Source organism: Pseudomonas abietaniphila (assembly GCF_900100795.1).
Taxonomy (GTDB): domain Bacteria; phylum Pseudomonadota; class Gammaproteobacteria; order Pseudomonadales; family Pseudomonadaceae; genus Aquipseudomonas; species Aquipseudomonas abietaniphila.
Genome location: NZ_FNCO01000015.1, coordinates 73,149 through 92,385, shown reverse-complemented (window position 1 = coordinate 92,385; position 19,237 = coordinate 73,149). Strand labels below are relative to the sequence as shown.

Genomic DNA, 19,237 nt, shown 5'->3' with positions numbered 1-19,237 from the left:
TTTTTGCGCCTAGCCCTGCTTTTTTCTATGCTCCTGACAAATACCTCGCCTGTTCGCAACTTGCCACCGCGACAGACGAAATCACAAGAACAATGACGCCCTCCAAGGGCGAGGAAACGCCATGAATCAGTTGAAGAAACTGCATGTGCAAGTGCTCATCGCACTCGTCGCTGCGATCATCCTCGGCTTCGCCGCCCCGCAATGGGCCATCGCCATGAAGCCCATCGGACAAGCATTCATTGCGCTGCTGAAAATGATGCTCGCGCCTATCGTGTTCGTCACGCTCGTACACGGCCTGACCCACGTTCAGGACATGCGTAAGCTCGGACGCATGGGGATAAAGTCGCTCCTGTACTTCGAGGTTGTCAGCACCATCGCGATGATCGTCGGCTTTGTCCTGGTGAACGTCGTCCAGCCGGGGGTCGGCCTGCATGCGACAGGCATGAATGAGTCTGCAGAAGCCGTTAAAGCCACCTCGGCGGCGGGCAGTGTGTCGATGGTTTCGTATCTGCTTAGCCTGATTCCTCATACGCTCGTAGACGCGTTCGCTAAAGGCGATATCGTCCAGGTGTTGTTGATCTCGGTGCTGGCCGGCATTGCCATCAATCGTGTCTGCGGACAGGATTCGGTCGCCGTTCGGGCGATAGGTGAAGCCCAGGACATTCTGTTCAAGATGCTCGGTTTCATCATGAAGCTTGCCCCGCTCGGAGCATTTGGCGCGATGGCCGCGGCCATCGGCAGCTATGGCGGTGACACGCTTCTCTACCTCTTGAAGCTGATCGCGGTTTACTACGCAGCGTCGCTGTTCTTCGTTTTCGGCGTGCTGGGTACGATCAGTTGGTCAATCGGCCTTCCATTCGGCAGCGTTCTTCGCCTTATCAGAGAGGAGATCCTTCTGGTCTTCGGAACGGCATCCGGAGAGGTGGCATTCCCACGCCTGGTGGAGAAGCTCAAGCGCAGCGGCTGCGATGAAGTCGTGGTGGGTTTCGTACTGCCAGCGGGCTACAGCTTCAACCTGGACGGCACAGCCATCTACATGGCCATCGCCGTCGGCTTTATCGCTCAAGCCACCGACACACCTTTTTCGCTGTGGCAACAGCTTGGGCTGCTGGCAATCCTTAGCGTGACGTCCAAAGGGGGCACCACCGTCGCCGGCGGCGCATTCATCAAGCTCGCCGCAACCCTGCAGTCCGTGCAGACCCTGCCTCTCAGCGGCCTTGGATTACTGTTCGGTATTGACCGAATCATGGCAACTGCCACAGCCCTGACCAACATCGTTGGCAACACCATCGCCGTGTTCGCAATTGCCCGATGGGAAGGTGCCTTCGATCCCAAAGCCTTTGAACGTGAAACCGGCCGCACTCCATCGCGAACCCTTCTGCGTCCATCGGCAGACACCCTCTCTCGTGAGGGCGCCATTGAGGCGACCCGCAAACCTCAATCTCAGAACTCCTGACAGGAATAAGTCATGAATCGACTGTTGCCAATCGATCCGCAGCAAATGAGTGATGCCCAGCGGTTGGTTTATGACCGCATTGCAAACGGCCCCCGCAAAGGTGTGCGCGGCCCTCTTGCGATATGGCTGCATCGCCCGCAACTCGCGGAGTGTTCCCAGGCACTGGGACGTTATTGCCGGTATGACAGCAGCCTGGAGCCGCGTCTCTCTGAACTCGCGATCCTGCTCATGGGTCGCCACTGGCTGGCGGAGTACGAATGGGCCGCGCACAAGCCATTTGCGTTAGAGGCCGGCCTGGCCCCAGAGATCATCGACGCGATCCGGGATGGGGTTGAGCCTGCATTCAAAAAGGCAGATGAGCTGTTGGTGTACCGCTTTATTCGCGAACTCCATGCCCAGCGCGGCATCAGCGACGCACTCTACAGCGAGTTCACGAACCTGTTGGGCAATGACGCCGTCGTCGACCTAGTGGGTATTGCCGGGTACTACACCCTCATTTCCATGACCATCAAGGTGTTCGAGGTTCCACCTCCGGCAGGTGCCGCCCCCGAACTCCCTACTCACTTAAGCGAAGGAATTTCCCATGACTGATACGCTTCCAACCAGTGATCGCCTGAAGGGCAAAGTCGCTATCGTGACCGGCGCAGGCTGCGTGGGCGCAGGCTGGGGCAACGGACGTGCCGTCGCAGTCTTGTTCGCCTCTTCTGGCGCAAAGGTGTTCGCAGTGGATCGAAACCTGGATGCGATGGAAGAGACGTTAGGGCGAATTCGGGAATTTGGGGGTGAGGTCACCCCTTATGCCTGCGACGTCACTGACAGCACCGCCGTCGCTGCCATGGTTGCGGCCTGCAAAGAGACGTATGGCCAGGTAGACATTCTGGTGAACAACGTCGGCGGTTCTGCTGCAGGGGGCGCGGTCGCCCTGACCGAAGACAAGTTCGATGCCCAGATTGCGCTCAACCTCAAGAGTGTTTTCCTCACCTGCAAGCACGTACTGCCGATCATGGAAGCGCAGGGGAGTGGATCGATCATCAACACGGCTTCGACGTCCGGCATTCGCTTCACCGGCTCGGCACAGGTTGCATACGCCGCGAGCAAAGCCGGTGTTATTCATCTGTCCAAGGTCACTGCAGTCGAATACGCCCCGAAAGGCATTCGCGTGAACACTGTTATTCCTGGCCAACTGCACACCCCGATGGTCGAAGTGCGCCTGGCGGGGCAACGCACCGGCGGCGATGTCAGCAAGCTCCTCGATTCTCGCCTCGCGCGGATCCCGCTGGGTTTCATGGGGGACGGGCGCGATACCGCATTTGCTGCGCTTTATCTGGCCAGCGACGAGTCCCGTTTTGTCACTGGAACCGAGATCGTTGTGGACGGCGGCATGAGCGCTCGTTGCGACTGATCCACCCAGGGGCTTCGCACGCCGTTGCCCTTGTCCCTATAAGAATAAGAGTGAAGCACCATGGATGAACTGTCCTTCAGCCAGGCGGCGCGCCGCCTGTTTATCAAGCAAACCGCAGTGGCTGCCGCAGGCGTCGGCTTGCTCGGCGGCGCGGTGAAAGAGTCCCTCGGAGCTACTATGTCTACTCCCTCCAACTTAACGGGTATGTGGGATTGCCATACGCATATCTACGGCCCGTGGGAACAGTTCCCTCTGCCGGCGAACGCCGCGTACACCCCACAACCGGCTCCATTTTCCCAGTTGCTGGCCCTGCATAAACGTCTGGGCATCAGTCAGGGCGTGCTGGTACAGGCTGCCCCTTACGGTACAGATCATTCCGCAATCCTGGCCGCAATCAAAAGCAGCGGTGGACGCTATCGCGGTGTGGGGATCATTGATGACCACACCACCGATGAGCAACTCCAGTTGTTGCACGAGGGTGGCCTGAGGGGGATCCGCTTCAACCTGATGGGGCACCTTCCTGGGGCCCGGGATCCGATCAAGCTTCGCCAAATGGCTGAACGGGTTGCGCCACTGGGATGGCACGTGCTCGTGCATGGCGAAATAAAGGACCTGATGCCGTTTTTGCAGGCTTGGCAAGATCTCGACACACCGCTGGTGATCGATCACATGGCCCGGCCGGACTTCACCAAGCCTGTGGACAAGGACGTGCTGTCTGCACTTGAGACTGAGCTCGGGCGACCGAACCGTTGGATCAAACTCTCCGGTATTGATCGGGTGATGCAAGGCGCGCCGGGGCCGTGGCCACACGCAATGGATCAAGTCAGAACACTGCTCGATTGCGCGCCTGAGCGAGCCATCTGGGGTTCAGACTGGCCTCATCCCAATATCAAGGGCCCGGTCCCCGACGACGCTCAGTTGATGGAGTTCATTCTGCAGGTGTGCGGCACACCTGCCTTGCAAAAAGCAGTCATGGTCGACAACCCGGCTCGCCTCTACGCCTGATTACGTTTGATCTGAAAGGAGTAAGTAATGGACGAAATCAGTTGGCGTCCAAGCACCCGCGTGCCCGATCCACGGGTACGCGTGCTTGATTCCAGGTTCGAACACTACCGACTGCCCCACGCCAAAGTGGAGCGCCTGGGCACAGGAATGCGGTGGGCAGAAGGCCCCGCCTGGTTTGGAGACGGTCGTTATGTCTTGCTCACCGATCTGCCGAACGACCGAATAATGCGTTGGGATGAAGTGACCGGCGCCATGAGTACGTTCAGGCAGCCCTCTAGCCAGGCAAACGGTATGACCCGAGACCGCCAGGGCCGTCTGATTGTCTGTGAGCACGGGGCGCGCAGAGTCTCACGCACAGAATATGACGGCAGCATCACCGTGTTGGCCGACGGCTATGCAGGCAAGCCTTTGAACTCCCCGAATGACGTCGTAGTGAGGTCTGACGACAGTGTGTGGTTCACCGATCCACCCTTCGGCCTGGTCAGTGATTACATGGGTCAACAAGGGACTCCATCGCTGCCAGCCAACCTTTACCGAATTGACTCCACCGGGACTGTCCAGTGCATCGCCGAGGATCTGGAAGGCCCCAACGGACTCGCGTTTTCACCCGATGAAAAAACCCTCTACCTGGTCGAGTCCAGAGCTCGACCGCGTCGGATCGTTGCATACGACGTCGATCGCCTGGGCGAGGTCAGCAATCGTCGCGTCCTGATTGATGCCGGCGAGGGGCTGCCTGACGGGCTGCGTATAGACGTTGACGGCAACCTTTGGTGCGGTTGGGGCGCTCCCGACGCAGCGCTCGACGGTGTGAGGGTCTTTGCACCTGATGGCACTGCAATCGGTCATATCGAGCTGCCCGAGCGGTGCGCCAACCTGTGCTTCGGCGGCCCGCGAAATAACCGGCTGCTGATGGCCTCCACGACCTCTCTTTATTCGTTGTTCGTTAACACTCGCGGCGCCTGAAAACGCCCCGCCATGAAGGAAGCACTATGAAAAAAACAACATCCGCGCCCCTTTTACTGTCGACTGGCCTGGCCAGCCTGCTGACGTTCACCCAGATGGCCGACGCCACCGAATTGAAGATCATCGCCAGCGGTGCCCTCAGAGGTGCGATGGCCGCGCTGCAACCGGCATACGAAAAGGCCAGTGGTAACACGTTGTCTATCAGTTGGGGCCCGTCCATGGGCGAGTCTCCAGAGTCGATTCCCCAGCGCATTAAGCATAAAGAACCCATGGACCTGGCCGTCATGGCCGATGAGACCCTGGAGCTGCTCGCTCCATCGGGCGCGTTTGATATGGCGACACGCCGGGAGATTGCCGATTCGCGGATTGGTGTCGGCGTACCTCACGGCAAACCTAAACCGGATATCTCGACCGTTGCCGCGCTGAAATCGGCTCTGCTCAACGCTGACAAGATCGCTTACTCCCAAGGCGCGAGCGGCGTCTTCATCAGAACAGAACTCTTCGAGCGGCTAGGCATTTCCGATCAGGTCAAAGGCAAAACGGTTGAAGTTGAAGGGAAGGAGCTTGTAGGAACAGCGCTGGCCCGAGGTGAAGCCGACATCGGAATGCAGCAGGTGAGTGAGCTGAAGGTTACCCCTGGCGTGGACTATCTGGGGCCGCTTCCCGACGCGGTTCAAAAGGTCAGCCGCTTCTGTGCGGCCGTCGCCGGGCAATCGCCCCACTCAAAACCTGCCAAGGAATTCATTGCCTTTCTTAATAGCGACGAAGCCCGTGAACTGCTCGTGAAAAGCGGCCTTGAGCCTGCGAAATCTCACTAAGCCGAGGAACATGACAATGAAAAAAATCTCACGTTTTCTGTTTGCTGCAACCTTGAGCCTGACCGCTGCCGTTGCGTTGGCGGGGACTCCAGTCAAGCAAGATGTTGTCCGCTACGGCAATGTCCAGATCGAGGTCAATTCACAAGGTAAAGGGCCGATCATCGTAATGCTCCCCTCGTTGGGCCGTTCCGGTCGTGACTACGATCAAGTCGCCAACTATCTGCAAGCGGATGGTTTCCGGGTAGTGCGCCCGGAACCGCGTGGCATTGGTCAGAGCAAAGGCCCAATGGAAAATCTCTCGGTGCATGATTTCGCGAAGGACGTGGCAGCGGTCGTTGAACACGAAAATAAAGGGCCGGTGGTTGTAGTAGGGCACGCCTGGGGCAACTTCCCCGCTCGCATGCTCGCTGCCGACCGCCCGGACCTGGTGCGTGGCGTCGTGCTGGCCGCTGCATCGGCGGGGAAAGTGCCGCCTGGATCGACGGAAAAACCGATCAATGCAGAAATGCGCCAGGCAATCGATGGCGCCGGTGACCTCAGTCTCAGCAAGGAGCAACGTCTGATCTATCTGCGCAAAGCGTTCTTTGCACCTGGCAACGACCCGGCCGTCTGGCTGAACGGCTGGCATGACGAAACTCACGAAGCTGAGTCCCACGCCCGTAATACCACGCCGGTCGATGATTACTTTGCAGCCGGCACCGTTCCTATTCTGGATTTGCAAGGTGAGGCAGATACCGTGGCGCCTCGACGGTTCTCTGGTGTGCTGAAAAGCATGCTGGGTGATCGGGTGCAGATCGTGGTGCTCAAAGATGCTGGGCATGCCATGGCGCCTGAGCAACCCAAGGCGATGGCCGACGCCATCGCAACCTTCGCTAAAACGCAGTACGCCAAGCAGTAATTCGCCCTTGGTTCAGGACAGGTAGCCACTGCTGCCTGTCCTGTCGATGAACGCGTATTCGTACTCAAGCTGATGTCGGCGGTGCAGGGCACTCCACTCTTTAGCCGATTCGTTTCTCTCTTGAACAAAAACAAAAGGTCCACGCATGCGTTTGAATCCGGCTTTACCTATATTGATGCTTTCTGGTTTGTTCGCTATCAGCTGTTCAGCGGAGGAAGCTCCTGTGGTTCGAATGATCACTGCCGAAAATGGGGACGTTCACATTGAGGCGTTTGATCAAGGTAGCGGTAATGTGATCGTGATTTTGCCCTCAAAGGGTCGGGGCGCTCATGACTATGATCGCGTAGCCAGCTTCCTTGCTGATGACGGCTACAGGGTCATCCGACCTGAACCGAGAGGTGTGAACGGCAGCAGGGCACCCATGGAGAATCCAACGCTGCATGACTTCGCAGCTGACGTCGCGCTGATCATGGACAAGGCGCACACCGGGCCGGCTATCGTGGTGGGTCACGCCTGGGGCAGTCAGCCTGCACGTGTCCTGGCAGTAGACCGACCGGATTTAGTGAAAGGAATCGTGCTGGCAGCGGCCTCCATCGGCAAGCTCCCGCCAGGCTCATCGGAAAAGCCTTATGGGCGGATGATCGAAGCGATCAAAGGCGCAGGCGACTATTCACTCCCTGAAGCAAAGAGAATCGCTTACCTGCAGGAAGCTTTTTTTGCGCCTGGCAATGACCCAAAAGCCTGGCTGACCGGATGGTACGACGAGACACACAAAGCTCAGGATCATGCGCGTGATTCCACTCCAGTCGATAGCTATTGGTCAGGGGGCAACAGCGTCCCCATTCTCGATCTTCAGGGGCAGCACGATGCCGTCGTGCTGCCGAATATTTTGAAGCCAATGCTGGGGGATCGGGTTGAGCACACAGTCATTGCAGGCGCTGGCCATGCCATGGCACCTGAGCGCCCTAAGGAAATGGCAGATGCTATTGCTGCGTTTGCGAAAAGGGTGAACGAGCAGCGCTGAAGGTCGTCGCTCACACCATCAACACCTATTCATCGCACGGCTCAGGACGTCCGTATAGTCGCGCGCAAAAGCCCAAACACGCTTCTCCCCCGGACACGGTCTACGTCCTGTCTGCTGCCGGGGAGAAGCGCAGTGCCTGGCACACATCCGAGTTTGAACATGACCCACTCGCCTGATCGTCTCCATGAAATTCCACAAAGCGCAGCGCTACTGCTGGTGTTGCTGGAGCCTCCTGCTCCGCTGGAAGAGGAATTCAATGACTGGTATGACTTTGAACACTTCCCTCAAAGGATGGGGGTGCCGGGATTCGTCAGTGGAGAGCGCTGGGTTGCAATCGCCGGCTGGCCTCGATACTTGGCGCGTTATAAGTTGAGGGATTTCGGCGTGTTCGATTCGCCTGATTATTTGGCAATCTCGGGCTCGAACAACAGTCCCTGGAGCAAGCGTGTTCTCCCAAGAACCCTTGGAAGGCAACGACTTGCTCTGGAGGTGTTTTCTCAAAAAGCGACCCATTCGAATGCCACCTGTCTCTGCCTCATCATGTGGACCCTTGATGACGCGGGGCATTTTGAAGGGCTTCTGCAGCAAGTCCTCACCAGGGTCGAATCGTTAACGGGCGTGACGGAAGCTCAATGGTGCAGAAGCGATAAGCAAGTGGTGGGCGTGCTCGGTTTTGATCACATCATCACTCAGCAGGACGTCACCCTTCTTTCCCGAGTTGAAGGCGTGGGCACCCGGATGATCAACATCTACATCCGCTACCAACGCTGACTCTCAACCTGCCGAGTGACAGGCAGCCGGGGGCCGCTGCGGCTCCGCGTGGGGCCCAGGCACACGCCACGTTACTGCAACCGGGTCTGCGCTACGCTCTTATAGCGACGTAGTAGCTCGCTATTACCTTTCCGCCGACGGCGCTACTACTATCCAGTGAGGTTGACTGCACCGACAAAAAAAATAATAAGGACAAAAGCCATGAGAGACCTGAAGCTCGATCGTCGCCGCTTTTTGCAAGGAAGCGGTGGACTGCTCCTGGGAACGCTGTTATTCGGTTCCGGCCCTATTGCACTGCTTGCTCCAAGCCGGACATGGGCCTTGGAGATGAACACGCTGGACAGCGCTACCGGCAGCAGGCTGTTGCTGGTCATCCGTCGCATATTCCCTCACGACACCATGGAAGACGCGGTTTATGCGTTTTCCGTCAAAGCCCTCGATGAGAAGGCCTCCCAGGACCCGAGCGTCGCCGACACCCTGAAAAAAGGGCTGGCCGATCTCGACCAGCGTGCCGGCGGCGACTGGAGCAAGTTGCCCGAAGACAAGCAGGTCGGGTTTCTCAAAGACATTCAATCCGACCCTTTCTTCGCGCTGGTACGCGGTGTCTCCGTCAACAGCCTGTACAGCAACGAACTGGCCTACAAACACTTCGGTTATGAAGGCGCTTCCTTCCCCAAGGGCGGTTACATCCATCGCGGTTTCAACGACCTGAAATGGTTGCCGAACCCGCCTGTCGATGCCAGCCCGAATGTCCCTGCCTGAGGAGCGCACTCATGACGACCTACAATTTTGACGACGATTCAGTGGTGGTAATCATCGGCTCCGGCGCGGGCGGCGGAACCCTGGCGAACGAGCTGTGCCAGAAGGGCGTGCCGGTGGTGCTGCTGGAAGCGGGGGCGCGGCAATCGCCGGGCACGTTCATCAACGACGAATGGCCTTCGTTTGCACAGCTGGCATGGGGCGACACCCGCACCACGTCAGGCAGCTGGCGTGTGGCGAAGGATTTTCCGAATCTGCCGGCCTGGATCTGCAAGACAGTAGGCGGGACGACCACGCACTGGGCGGGCGCGAGCCTGCGCTTTCAGGAACACGAATTCCGCGCGCTCGACACTTACGGCAAAGTCGAGGGCGCTAACCTGTTGAACTGGCCTGTTACCCTGGCGGAACTCGAGCCGTACTACGCCCGTGCCGAAGACAAGATGGGCGTGACCCGCACCAACAACATCGAAGGTCTGCCGGGCAACAACAACTTCAAAGTGATGTACAACGGCGCGCAGAAGATGGGTTACAAGGAGTGCTCGACCGGGCACATGGCGATCAACAGCGCACCGCGTGCCGGGCGCGCTGGCTGTCAGCAACTGGGCTTTTGTTTCCAGGGCTGCAAGATGGGCGCGAAATGGTCGACGCTCTACACCGAAATCCCCGCCGCCGAAGCCACCGGCAAGCTGGAGCTGCGGGCCCAGTGCCACGTCGCGAAGATCGAGCACGACGACAAGGGGCGGGCGAGTGCGGTGGTGTATTTCGACGCGCAGGGCAAGGAGCAGCGGCAGAAGGCGAGGGTGGTCGCGGTGGCCGGTAACTCCATCGAAACCCCGCGATTGCTGCTCAATTCGTCCAGCAGCCAGTTTCCGAATGGTCTGGCCAACGGTTCGGGGATGGTCGGCAAACACTACATGCGTCACACCACGGGCAGCGTTTTCGCCTCGTTTAACGAAGAGGTCCACTTTTATCGCGGCACGATCATGGCCGGGCTCATCGGTGATGAGATTCATCACAAGCCCGATCGCGGTTTTGTGGGCGGTTACGAGATGGAAACAGTCTCCCTGGGCCCATCGTTTCTGGCGGCGTTTTTCAACCCCGGCGCATGGGGCCGGGAGTTCACCGATGTCATGGAGCAGTACAGCAAGCTGGCGGCGATGTGGATCGTGGGCGAGGACATGCCCCAGGAGAGCAACCGCATTACCCTCAATGACAGCGTCAAAGACAAGTACGGCTTGCCGGTGCCCAACGTGCATTACGACGATCACCCCAACGATTTGGCCATGCGCGAGCATGCGTTCAAGCAGGGTGAGGCGTTGTATTCGTCGGTCGGCGCCGTCAAGACGTTTCGGGTGCCGCCGTACCCGTCGACCCACAACCTGGGCACGTGCCGCATGAGCGAAAAGGCGCAGGACGGGGTGTGCAACAAGCATGGGCAGAGCCATGAAATCCCTAACCTGTTCATCTCCGACGGCAGCCAGTTCACCACCAGTGCCGGAGAAAACCCGACGCTGACCATTGTGACACTGGCCATCCGGCAGGCGGAGTTCATCGCGCAGGCGTTGAAGACCCGGGCGGTCTGAGTTTGCTCCAGCCCCCGTTGTCGCGGGCGTGCTCTGGGTCGCAGAGCACGCCCGCGCCTTTAACGGGCGCTGTCCTACTTGATCCCCAGTCTGTGGTCCAGCGACAGTTTGCCCGCGCCCTTGGCGATGATAATCAGCAGCAGTCCTGCCCAGGTCAGGTGCGTGGCCCAGGCATCGGGGTAGACGAACACCTCGATCACGGTGGTCATGCCCAATAGCGCAAATGCCGACAACCGTGAAAACAAGCCCAGGATCAGCAGCACTGGAAACAGATGCTCGGCATAGGCCGCCATGTGCGCGGCGATTTCCGGGGGCACCAGCGGCAGTTTGTATTCGGTGCGGAACAGCTCGTAGGTGCTGTCGGTGATGGTCAGAAAACCTTCCACCTTGGTCCGGCCGGACATCAGGAACACGCCAGCAATGGCAAAGCGTGCCACCAGTGACAGCAACGAATCGTTGATCAGCAGGTGCAGGCGGTCTGCGGCACGGCCCCAGATGGCGCGCAGGGATTTATGCCCCGCATAGTCGGTGCGTACGGTGTCCATGGTGTTCTCCATTTGCCCTTGGGTAAGGGCTTTCAGGTTCGGGGGTGGGCCGTCAGGCAGGCTCGGTTGTTGTAAACGCGTCGGCGCCGACCAGCCGTGTCAGCAGGTCAAGCATGTCCAGTGACGGCTCGACCTCGGTCGCTTGTTTCGCGGCGTGCTCCAGCGGTGCACCCGCTTTGCAGGCATCGAGAAAGGCACATTCGCCGACCGTCAGCGCGTGCCAGGTGACGACACCGCCACTGCGGACCAGCAGCGCGCCTTCGCCGTGCCAGGCAAGGTCTTCGGGCATCGGAATTTGTTCGCGGTTGTGCCGCCAGATCGTGAAGACCGGTTGCTCGGCAAACCAAAGCCATTGCGCGGCACGACGGGGTTTGAGCACGAGCGTGGCCAACTCTTCAGGCGCCAGACTGGCAAGGCGGTTGACATCGACACCGGGCTCTTCATGGGCGGTATGGCACTGGTTCCACAGCAGATCGAGCCGCGCGACATTGCCGAGATAGGGCATCTGCTGCGCGTGTTCGAAGCGGTCGAGAAACGCGGGAAATCCGCTGCCGTGGTACACCAGCCGCGCATCGACCGGCGGCGCGTGACGTGCGTGAATCGCAGCCGCCGCCAGAAACCATTCGCTGCCTACCAGACGCTCCACCGTAGGGAAGTTGGCTTGCAAAGCGTCCACGGCACCCTTCATCACCGTGTTGCGGTACACCGAAAAACCAGGCTGGTCGGTGAGCAGGGTGAGGCTGTCCGCTTCGGGGTTGTACAACGCCTCGACGAAGAGGTCCTGAAAATCGGTCAGAGACGGTTGCATGAAAGACCCTCCAGCAGGGTTTGAGCACGGTCGCGTTCCAGCAACAGCTCACCGAACGCAGGGATATGGTCGTCCCGTTCGATCAGTGTCGGCCGTGGGCCCACGCGCTGAATCAAGCGCTGGTACAAGGTCCAGACGGGCTCTGCCACCGGGGCGTCGTGGGAATCGATCAGCAAGCCAGCACCTCCAGGGTCGGTGCTGTGCCCGGCCAGATGAATTTCCATAATGGCGTCGCCGGGAAATCCGTCGACGTAGGCGTTGGCGTCATAGCCCATGTTGTGGGCGCTGAGAAACACGTTGTTGATGTCCAGCAACAGGCCGCAGCCGGTGCGCGCGCTCAGTTCGGCGAGAAACTCAGTCTCACTGAACGCGTGACCTTCAAGCTGCACGTAGTGACTTGGGTTCTCGACGGCGATGCGCCGCTGGAGAACGTCTTGCGTGCGCTGAATGTTGTCGGCAATCCGCTGCAGGGCGTGCTCGGTGCGAGGGAAGGGCAGCAGATCGGGATGGTACTGACCCCGCCAGGTGGACCAGGCGAGGTGTTCGGAAACAAGGGCTGGCTGAACGCGGTCGGCAAGTGCCTTGAGCCGCTGCAGGTGTTCGAGATCGGGCGGACAATCGGCCGCCAGGGACAGTGACACACCGTGCAGTGACAGCGGGTGACGGCTGCCAATCGTTTCCAGCCATGCCAGGCGCGGGCCGCCGTCGATCATGTAGTTTTCCGGATGGACTTCAAACCACACACCCTTGGCAGCGCAGTCAAACGCGGCTTCGTAGTGGTCGGCCTTGAGGCCCAGTCCGGCACCCAGTGTGAGTGATGTGTTCATGATCGACGCCTGCCCTTGCGATGGTGTTGACGGTATTGCTTCGCGCGTTCGCTTTCGCGAGCGCTCGAATTACATCGAGGTCAGCGAGCCCATGCCGTGTGGGGTTTTGATCGAGGTGCAGGTGCCGGCTGGAACGTTCTTCCAGGCGTTGGTCTGGTAGTCGGTCTTGGCGGTGCCTGCGCAGGTTGTGCCAGCGCCAGCCTTGCAATCGTTCTTGCCGGCCATGGCCACGCCGTAGCATTTTTCCATGGCAGGAGCGGCCATCTTTTCAGCGGCCATTGCGCCGGAAGCCATGGAAGCGAAAGCCAGAGCAGCGGCAGCGAGTTTGATGTTGTTCATGTTGTTTCTCCAATTACCTTGATTGAGGGTGGTCGCAGCACCGGCGTTTAAGTGACGCTGTGCATCTGATCCGAAAGGTAGTTCGCTGGAGAAACGAAGACGGTTACAGCCAGACATAAATATTTTTGAAAAAGTTTTCAGCGACGCATGGCTGCGCCGAAACGATCACCGCACCACGCCATATTCCACCAACAGGCCTTCCATCCAGTCCATGAACACCCGGCAACGTTGCGGCAAGTGGCGGCGGTGGGCATAGAGCAGCGAGACGGGCATCGGCGCCGGCTTGTAGTCGGGCAGAATCTCTACCAGGCCGCCACGTTGCAGTTGATGTTCCTTGGACAAAAGCGGCGACTGGACGATGCCCAGTCCGCCGAGGCAGGCGGCTTCGTAGGCTTCAACGTTGTTCACCTTGACGCTGCTGGGCATGGCGATGCGATGGTCCTTGCCGTCGCGGTGGTATTCGAACATCGCGTTGCCTGCGCCGAAGGCGCTGACGTAATCGATCAACAGGTGCTGCTGCAGGTCTTCCAGCGTGTGTGGCACGCCATAACGCTCGGCGTAGCCTGCGCTGACGCAATTGATCATGTTGAAGTGGCCGACGTTGCGCGCGACCAACGAGGTGTCAGGCAGCTCGCCCACGCGTATGACGCAATCGAAGCCCTCGCGCACGAGGTCGACGCGGCGGTCGGTGCTGCTGATTTCCATTTCAATGAGGGGATGCCGGTCGATGAACTCCCTCAGGCGTGGCAGCACCAGCCTGCGTGCCATGGCAGTGGGCATGTCGACCCGCAGGCGCCCGCTGAGCGCCGCATTGTCCTGGCGAAACAGGCTTTCGACTTCGTCCATCTGCGCCAGCAGGTCTTTGCTGCGCTCATACAGCACCTGACCGTCCGGGGTGGTTTGCACCTTGCGGGTGGTGCGCAGCAACAGGCGTGTATTCATCAGTTGCTCAAGGGCACGAATCTGCTCGGACACACTGGAGCGGGGCAGGCCGAGTGCGTCACTGGCCAAGGTGAAGCTTGAAAGCTCGGCCACGCGAACGAAGGTCTTCAGCAGTTCGAGTTTGTTCATCGGCATCACCCTCGATTGTTCGTCACTGACGATCAGTCATTTCGTTGGATGGGCGTTTATCAAAGCCCGATCGAACAATACTCTGCTCCTCACTGACTGAACACAGCCAATCGAGGAAACACCGATGAGCAACAAGATCGCGATTATCACTGGCGCCAGCCGTGGCCTGGGCAAGAGCACCGCGCTGCATTTGGCCAGACAGGGCATCGACATCATTGGCACCTACCGCAGCCGTGAAGACGAAGCGCGCAGCGTTGTCGCCGAGATTGAGGCGCTGGGCGGCAAGGCCAGGATGCTGCAACTGGACGTTGGCGACAGCGGTGGGTTCGAGACCTTTGCAACGCAGGTGTCGGCGCTGCTCAGTGGTTATTTCAAAGCGGAACGTTTTGACTACCTGGTGAACAACGCGGGTATCGGCCTGTACGCCAGTTGTGCTGAAACCACCGAGGCGCAGTTCGATCAGTTGATGAACGTGCACTTCAAAGGCCCGTTCTTCCTGACCCAGAAACTGCTGCCACTGATCGCCGATAGCGGTCGCATCGTTAACCTGTCGTCGGGTCTGGCGCGCTTCTCGCCAATCGGCTACGCCGCCTACGCCTCGATGAAAGGCGCTGTTGAGGTCTGGACACGTTATTTGGCCAACGAGCTGGGTCCTCGAGGCATTACGGTGAACGCATTGGCCCCTGGCGCCATCGAGACCGATTTCGGCGGCGGCACCGTGCGCGATAACAAAGACGTCAACGCCTGGGTGGCCGCGAACACCGCGATGAAACGCGCCGGTTTGCCTGATGACATCGGAGCGGCGATTGCGATGCTGCTGAGCGACGGCGGGCGCTGGATCACGGCGCAGCGCATCGAGGCGTCTGGCGGGATGTTCGTGTGAGCTGACGGCAATTTCGTCTCGCGTGGGGACGGCTGAGGTCTAGCCGTTGATGTAATAGATGCACAACGACAAGGTCACCAGCGAGCCCAGGGTTGAGATCAGGATCGTACTGGACACCACCGACGCTTCGCGCTTGTAGTATTCGGCCAACATGAAAGGGCCGGTCCCGGTGGGCAGCGCGCTGAGCAGCAGCGCGGAATTGGCCCACAATGGCGGCAGGTGAAAAACGTGAAACGCCAGGACCCAGGTCAGCAGGGGATGGGCGATCAACTTGATCAGCACCAACAGGCTCGTGCCATGGCGCGGGCCTTGGTGTTTGTGGGCCAGAAAAAGGCCGAGGGAAATCAGCGCGCACGGCGTCGTTGCCGCACCTAAAAGGCTGAGAAACTTGTCCAGTGCCCCGGGCAGCGGGATGCCGGTCGAGGCCCAGCACGCGCCGAGAATAGGCGACACCACCAGCGGATTCTTCGCCAGCGCCTTCAGCACTTTGAGGACGATGCGATGCACCTGCGCTTCGCTTTGCAAGCCGATCTCGATGCACACCAGCGCAATGCCGAACAGCACGCAGACCACCAGCAGCGAGGCGATCAAGGCCGGTTCGAGGCCATTGTGCCCCAGCACCATCACACACAGCGGGATGCCGATGTAGCCCGTGTTGGCGTAGGAAGCGCTGAGTGCGTCAATGCTGGCGTCGGCAAAGTGCCCGGCTTTCTTGCGCCGGATGAGCAGGGTGATGACGAACATCGCCATTGTGGAAAGGGTGAACACCGCCACGAACCCGGGGTGCCAGATCTGTTCCCAAGTGGCGGTTGCGGTTGCCGTGAACAGCAAGGCGGGCAGGCACAACCAGACCACCATCCGGTTAATCTCAGACGCGGCAGTCGGGCCCAGACGGTTGGTGCGACGGCAGAGGTAACCGACCAGAATCAAGGCAAAGATCGGCAATAGGACGTTTAAAACGGATGACATCGGATCTCGGCCCTTGGTGTTTGACGGCAACACGCTGAAACAAGCGGCAAAGATTAAGGTCGGAAATCGTTAGCGTCCAACCTTTCTTGCCTGATAGGCGTCGATTTTATTGGCGCGGAGGCTTGGTCCAGAGCGCTCGGCGTAAGAAGCAGGAAGGGTGCCCGAGTGATATCGGGCACCCAGAAGGCTCATTTCTTGACGGGGGTGATGTCGGTGATCTGGCCGTTGGTAGTTTGCACTTCGACATACTTATCGTTGATGCGCACCCATTGGCTTTGCTTGGAAGGCTCTTTCAGACCTTTGGCCTTCCAGTCCTTGATGGCGGCGTCAGGGCGCTGGAATTTTTCCGGCGCGCGGTCACCCTTCTCGAGATCGCGCAGGTTGTCCTTGGAGGATTGAACAGTCTGCGCAGGTGCGTCTTCGGCCTGCACCGCGAAACTGGCGAGTGAAACACAGCCCAGAATCGTCAGACCGGCGATGAGCGATTTGTTTTTCATTCGAAGCTCCTTATCCAGTGCGTAATGCGCTGTTCACTACCTCCGACCTTGTCAGGCGTGAATCATTCCGTGGTTTACAACGGTGTCGCAGGCACACATGACCCTGCGGGAGCGAATTCATTCGCGAAACGGTGGTGAATCTGGCCCGTCTTTCTCGCCTGCACGCTCCTGCGAACTCGCCTGCACGCTCCTGCGAATGACTTCGCCCCACAGGGCAGGTATCAGCTCTGCAAAGCGGCGGCCACGCTCACGGCCAACGGTGTCGTCGCCCGGCCGAGCAGTTTGCTCAACTGGCGCCCGTCGTCGAACAACGCGCCCTTGGCCGCTGCCGTATCGGAATTAGCCAGCAACTGCGCCACGAACTCCGGCAGACCGGCCTGCAACAGCGCTGCCTTGTAGCCAGCCTCCGGCAGATCGGTGTAGACCACCGGTTTGCCTGATTGACGACTCACCTGCGCTGCGAACTCCGCAAGGCTGTAGGATTCGTCGCCGGCGAGCTCATAGACACGGCCGACCTGATCGTCACGGGAGGTCAATACGGCCACCGCTGCGTCGGCATAGTCAGCGCGCGCCGCCGAACTGATTCGCCCGTCGCCAGCGCTGCCGAAATGCGCGCCGTGGGCCAGGTCTCCCGCAATGCCAGCGGTGTAGTTTTCGTGGTACCAGCCGTTGCGCAACACCACGCCTGGGACGCCGGAGGCGGCGAGCGCCACTTCGGTCTGGCGGTGCTCTTCGGCCAACCCCAACTGTGACGTGTCGGCGTGCAGCACGCTGGTGTATGCCAGCAGTTCAACCCCGGCGCGCTGCGCCGCGTCGATCACGGCCTGATGTTGAGCGACGCGCTGGCCGACTTCGCTGGATGAAATCAACAGAATCTTTTTCGCGCCCGCAAATGCGGCCTCCAGCGTGGCGGGTTGTGCGTAATCGGCCTGGCGGACCTGTACGCCCTTGGCCGCCAGATCTGCCGCTTTTTCAGGGCTGCGCACCGCTGCGACAATCTCTGACGCAGGGATTTTTTGCAGCAGTCGATCAATGACGAGGCGGCCAAGCTGGCCCGATGCACCGGTAACGACAATCATGATGATTTCCTGCAGACAATGAATGTGCGATCAGCATAGACATCATGCTAACCTTTCGTAAGTACGCACAAAAAGGTAAGTGTCATGAACGATATTTCCAGCCCGTCGGCGGAGAATGTTTCGCTGCTTGAGCGCATTCGCATGGGCGAAATCCTGGCGCGCGATTGCCCCTCGCGGGAAGTCCTCAACCATGTCTGCAGCCGGTGGGGCGTGTTGGTGTTGGTGGTGTTGCTCGATGGCATGCACCGCTTCAGTGAACTGCGACGCAAGATCGGCGGGGTCAGCGAAAAGATGCTCTCGCAAACCCTGCAAAGCCTTGAACAGGACGGGTTCGTTGATCGCAAAGCGCTGCCGGTGGTCCCGCCTCACGTCGAATACCGGCTCACACCGCTGGGTGAAGAAGTGGCAATGCAGGTGAACGGCTTGACCACCTGGATCGAACAGAACCTGCCGCGCATCATGGACGCACGGCAAGCCCGCACGACGACGGCGGCTGAAGACTCATAACGTCGCAGCGAGATCGACGGCGGCTGTTTTGCAGCCTTTCGCTATCACGACGACCTTACGACATCCGCGCGCATGATTTTATAGAACCACCTGATCGCGATACGGCAGATCCGGTCCCACCCGTGTGCAGGTCACCGCAGCGGCCGCCACGGCAAAGTCCAGCATCTGTGTCAGCGTCTCGCGGTCCAGCGACGGCAGGCTGGCCGGGGTGTCAAGTCCACGCTCGGTGAGGAACGTGATCAGCGCCGCCTGAAAGGTATCGCCGGCGCCCACAGTGTCGGCGGTTTTCACTTCGCGGGCCGGGACGGACCAGGTGCCCAACTCGCGGGTGAAAACCGTCGCACCCTGACGACCCCGGGTCATGATCACCAACTGGCAATTGTTCTTGAGCCAGCCCTTGGCGACGGTTTCGGCGTCGATGTCGGGGTACAGCAGGTGCAGGTCCTCATCGCTGACTTTGATCAGGTGCGCCTGCTCGGCGAATTTCGCCACCTGACTGCGCCACAGTTCGATGCTCGGTGCCGGATTCAGGCGTACGTTGGGGTCGAAGGTGATCAGGCGTTTGCCGCTTTCGCGTCGCACCAGCGTGAGCAGGGCATCGGCCACCGGCTGCACCACCAGCGAGAACGAACCGACATGCAGGCCGCGCACGCTGGCGTCCAGGACAGGGAGGTGCTCCACGGTCAGCAGCCGGTCGGCGCAACTTTCGCCACGGAAGCTGTACTGCGGCGAGCCATCGGCACCCACGGCGACCATCGACAGCGTCGTCGGGGCGTCGAAGTGAATGAGGAAGTCGCCACGCACGCCTTCTTCTTCGAGCACGGTCGCCAGACGCTTGCCCAGATAGTCGGTGGACAGTCCGGCAAAGAAACCGGCTTCCACGCCCAGCCGGCGAAGGCCCACGGCAACATTGAAGGGTGAGCCGCCCGCGACGGCCTGGTAGCCGATGCGGTTGCTCTTTGCATCGACGTCCGGCTGACTGAAAAAGTCGAACAGTGCTTCGCCACAAACCAGGTACATAGGTGCTCCATAA

At 59.7% G+C, this 19,237-nt stretch carries 22 protein-coding genes; 13 read left to right on the top strand and 9 right to left on the bottom strand.

The window, feature by feature from the left end; all coding sequences use genetic code 11:
- Positions 1-121 precede the first annotated feature (121 nt).
- The 11 genes from BLS87_RS24850 (at position 122) to BLS87_RS24800 (ending at position 10,679) form a co-directional block, all read left to right on the top strand.
- Positions 122-1,456 (top strand): cation:dicarboxylate symporter family transporter, encoded by a 1,335-nt coding sequence (locus BLS87_RS24850; protein WP_074756701.1) that lies wholly within the window; start codon positions 122-124, stop codon positions 1,454-1,456.
- A 12-nt stretch (positions 1,457-1,468) separates the two neighbouring features.
- The gene (locus BLS87_RS24845; protein WP_074756700.1) at positions 1,469-2,047 is read left to right on the top strand and encodes a carboxymuconolactone decarboxylase family protein; all 579 of its coding nucleotides are present in this window, start codon (positions 1,469-1,471) and stop codon (positions 2,045-2,047) included.
- Complete coding sequence (locus BLS87_RS24840; RefSeq protein ID WP_074756697.1) at positions 2,040-2,858, top strand: SDR family NAD(P)-dependent oxidoreductase; 819 nt, start codon at positions 2,040-2,042, stop codon at positions 2,856-2,858. The genes BLS87_RS24845 and BLS87_RS24840 overlap by 8 nt, the downstream gene beginning before the upstream one ends.
- A 60-nt stretch (positions 2,859-2,918) precedes the next feature.
- The gene (locus BLS87_RS24835; protein WP_244165900.1) at positions 2,919-3,863 is read left to right on the top strand and encodes an amidohydrolase family protein; all 945 of its coding nucleotides are present in this window, start codon (positions 2,919-2,921) and stop codon (positions 3,861-3,863) included.
- 27 nt (positions 3,864-3,890) lie between these two features.
- Positions 3,891-4,826, top strand: a complete 936-nt coding sequence (locus tag BLS87_RS24830; protein ID WP_074756695.1) for an SMP-30/gluconolactonase/LRE family protein — start codon at positions 3,891-3,893, stop codon at positions 4,824-4,826.
- 95 nt (positions 4,827-4,921) lie between these two features.
- The gene (locus BLS87_RS24825) at positions 4,922-5,644 is read left to right on the top strand and encodes a substrate-binding domain-containing protein (protein ID WP_244165899.1); all 723 of its coding nucleotides are present in this window, start codon (positions 4,922-4,924) and stop codon (positions 5,642-5,644) included.
- A gap of 16 nt (positions 5,645-5,660) precedes the next feature.
- Entirely contained in the window at positions 5,661-6,542 is an 882-nt protein-coding gene (locus BLS87_RS24820) for an alpha/beta fold hydrolase (RefSeq protein WP_074756691.1), read from the top strand.
- A gap of 145 nt (positions 6,543-6,687) precedes the next feature.
- Entirely contained in the window at positions 6,688-7,566 is an 879-nt protein-coding gene (locus tag BLS87_RS24815) for an alpha/beta fold hydrolase (RefSeq protein WP_074756689.1), read from the top strand.
- Positions 7,567-7,725: 159 nt separating this feature from the next.
- Positions 7,726-8,337 carry a hypothetical protein gene (locus BLS87_RS24810; protein WP_074756687.1) on the top strand — a complete coding sequence of 204 codons (612 nt, stop codon included), beginning with the start codon at positions 7,726-7,728 and terminating at the stop codon, positions 8,335-8,337.
- Between the two features lie 201 nt (positions 8,338-8,538).
- Positions 8,539-9,099 carry a tat (twin-arginine translocation) pathway signal sequence gene (locus BLS87_RS24805; RefSeq protein ID WP_074756685.1) on the top strand — a complete coding sequence of 187 codons (561 nt, stop codon included), beginning with the start codon at positions 8,539-8,541 and terminating at the stop codon, positions 9,097-9,099.
- An 11-nt stretch (positions 9,100-9,110) separates the two neighbouring features.
- Entirely contained in the window at positions 9,111-10,679 is a 1,569-nt protein-coding gene (locus BLS87_RS24800) for a GMC family oxidoreductase (RefSeq protein WP_074756683.1), read from the top strand.
- A 74-nt stretch (positions 10,680-10,753) separates the two neighbouring features.
- On the opposite strand, the gene BLS87_RS24795 is transcribed toward BLS87_RS24800, so the two are convergent.
- From BLS87_RS24795 to BLS87_RS24775, 5 genes are all read right to left on the bottom strand, one after another.
- Positions 10,754-11,224, bottom strand: a complete 471-nt coding sequence (locus tag BLS87_RS24795) for a DoxX family protein (RefSeq protein WP_074756681.1) — start codon at positions 11,222-11,224, stop codon at positions 10,754-10,756.
- Between the two features lie 52 nt (positions 11,225-11,276).
- Entirely contained in the window at positions 11,277-12,032 is a 756-nt protein-coding gene (locus BLS87_RS24790; RefSeq protein ID WP_074756679.1) for an HvfC/BufC N-terminal domain-containing protein, read from the bottom strand.
- A complete protein-coding gene (gene bufB / locus BLS87_RS24785; RefSeq protein ID WP_074756677.1) occupies positions 12,017-12,859 on the bottom strand; it encodes an MNIO family bufferin maturase in 843 nt (280 codons plus the stop codon). Before bufB ends, BLS87_RS24790 begins: the two co-directional genes overlap by 16 nt.
- Positions 12,860-12,928: 69 nt before the next feature.
- Entirely contained in the window at positions 12,929-13,198 is a 270-nt protein-coding gene (locus BLS87_RS24780) for a BufA1 family periplasmic bufferin-type metallophore (RefSeq protein ID WP_074756675.1), read from the bottom strand.
- A gap of 165 nt (positions 13,199-13,363) precedes the next feature.
- A complete protein-coding gene (locus tag BLS87_RS24775; RefSeq protein WP_074756851.1) occupies positions 13,364-14,269 on the bottom strand; it encodes a LysR family transcriptional regulator in 906 nt (301 codons plus the stop codon).
- A gap of 124 nt (positions 14,270-14,393) precedes the next feature.
- Between BLS87_RS24775 and BLS87_RS24770 the strand changes: the two genes are divergently transcribed.
- A complete protein-coding gene (locus BLS87_RS24770) occupies positions 14,394-15,152 on the top strand; it encodes an SDR family NAD(P)-dependent oxidoreductase (RefSeq protein WP_074756673.1) in 759 nt (252 codons plus the stop codon).
- A 39-nt stretch (positions 15,153-15,191) separates the two neighbouring features.
- On the opposite strand, the gene BLS87_RS24765 is transcribed toward BLS87_RS24770, so the two are convergent.
- From BLS87_RS24765 to BLS87_RS24755, 3 genes are all read right to left on the bottom strand, one after another.
- Positions 15,192-16,121, bottom strand: coding sequence for an AEC family transporter (locus BLS87_RS24765; RefSeq protein WP_074756671.1), 930 nt, complete (start codon positions 16,119-16,121; stop codon positions 15,192-15,194).
- Between the two features lie 188 nt (positions 16,122-16,309).
- Positions 16,310-16,618 (bottom strand): RcnB family protein, encoded by a 309-nt coding sequence (locus BLS87_RS24760; RefSeq protein WP_074756669.1) that lies wholly within the window; start codon positions 16,616-16,618, stop codon positions 16,310-16,312.
- A 221-nt stretch (positions 16,619-16,839) separates the two neighbouring features.
- On the bottom strand, positions 16,840-17,697 hold the full coding sequence (locus BLS87_RS24755) for an SDR family oxidoreductase (protein ID WP_074756667.1): 858 nt from the start codon (positions 17,695-17,697) through the stop codon (positions 16,840-16,842).
- A gap of 84 nt (positions 17,698-17,781) precedes the next feature.
- Here BLS87_RS24755 and BLS87_RS24750 point away from each other — a divergent pair, with 84 nt between their 5' ends.
- Positions 17,782-18,204 carry a winged helix-turn-helix transcriptional regulator gene (locus BLS87_RS24750; RefSeq protein WP_074756665.1) on the top strand — a complete coding sequence of 141 codons (423 nt, stop codon included), beginning with the start codon at positions 17,782-17,784 and terminating at the stop codon, positions 18,202-18,204.
- Positions 18,205-18,282: 78 nt separating this feature from the next.
- Here the strand turns inward: BLS87_RS24750 and BLS87_RS24745 are convergent, their stop codons facing one another.
- Positions 18,283-19,224: a carbohydrate kinase family protein gene (locus BLS87_RS24745; RefSeq protein ID WP_074756663.1), complete on the bottom strand. Its 942-nt coding sequence runs from the start codon at positions 19,222-19,224 to the stop codon at positions 18,283-18,285.
- Between the last annotated feature and the right edge of the window lie 13 nt (positions 19,225-19,237).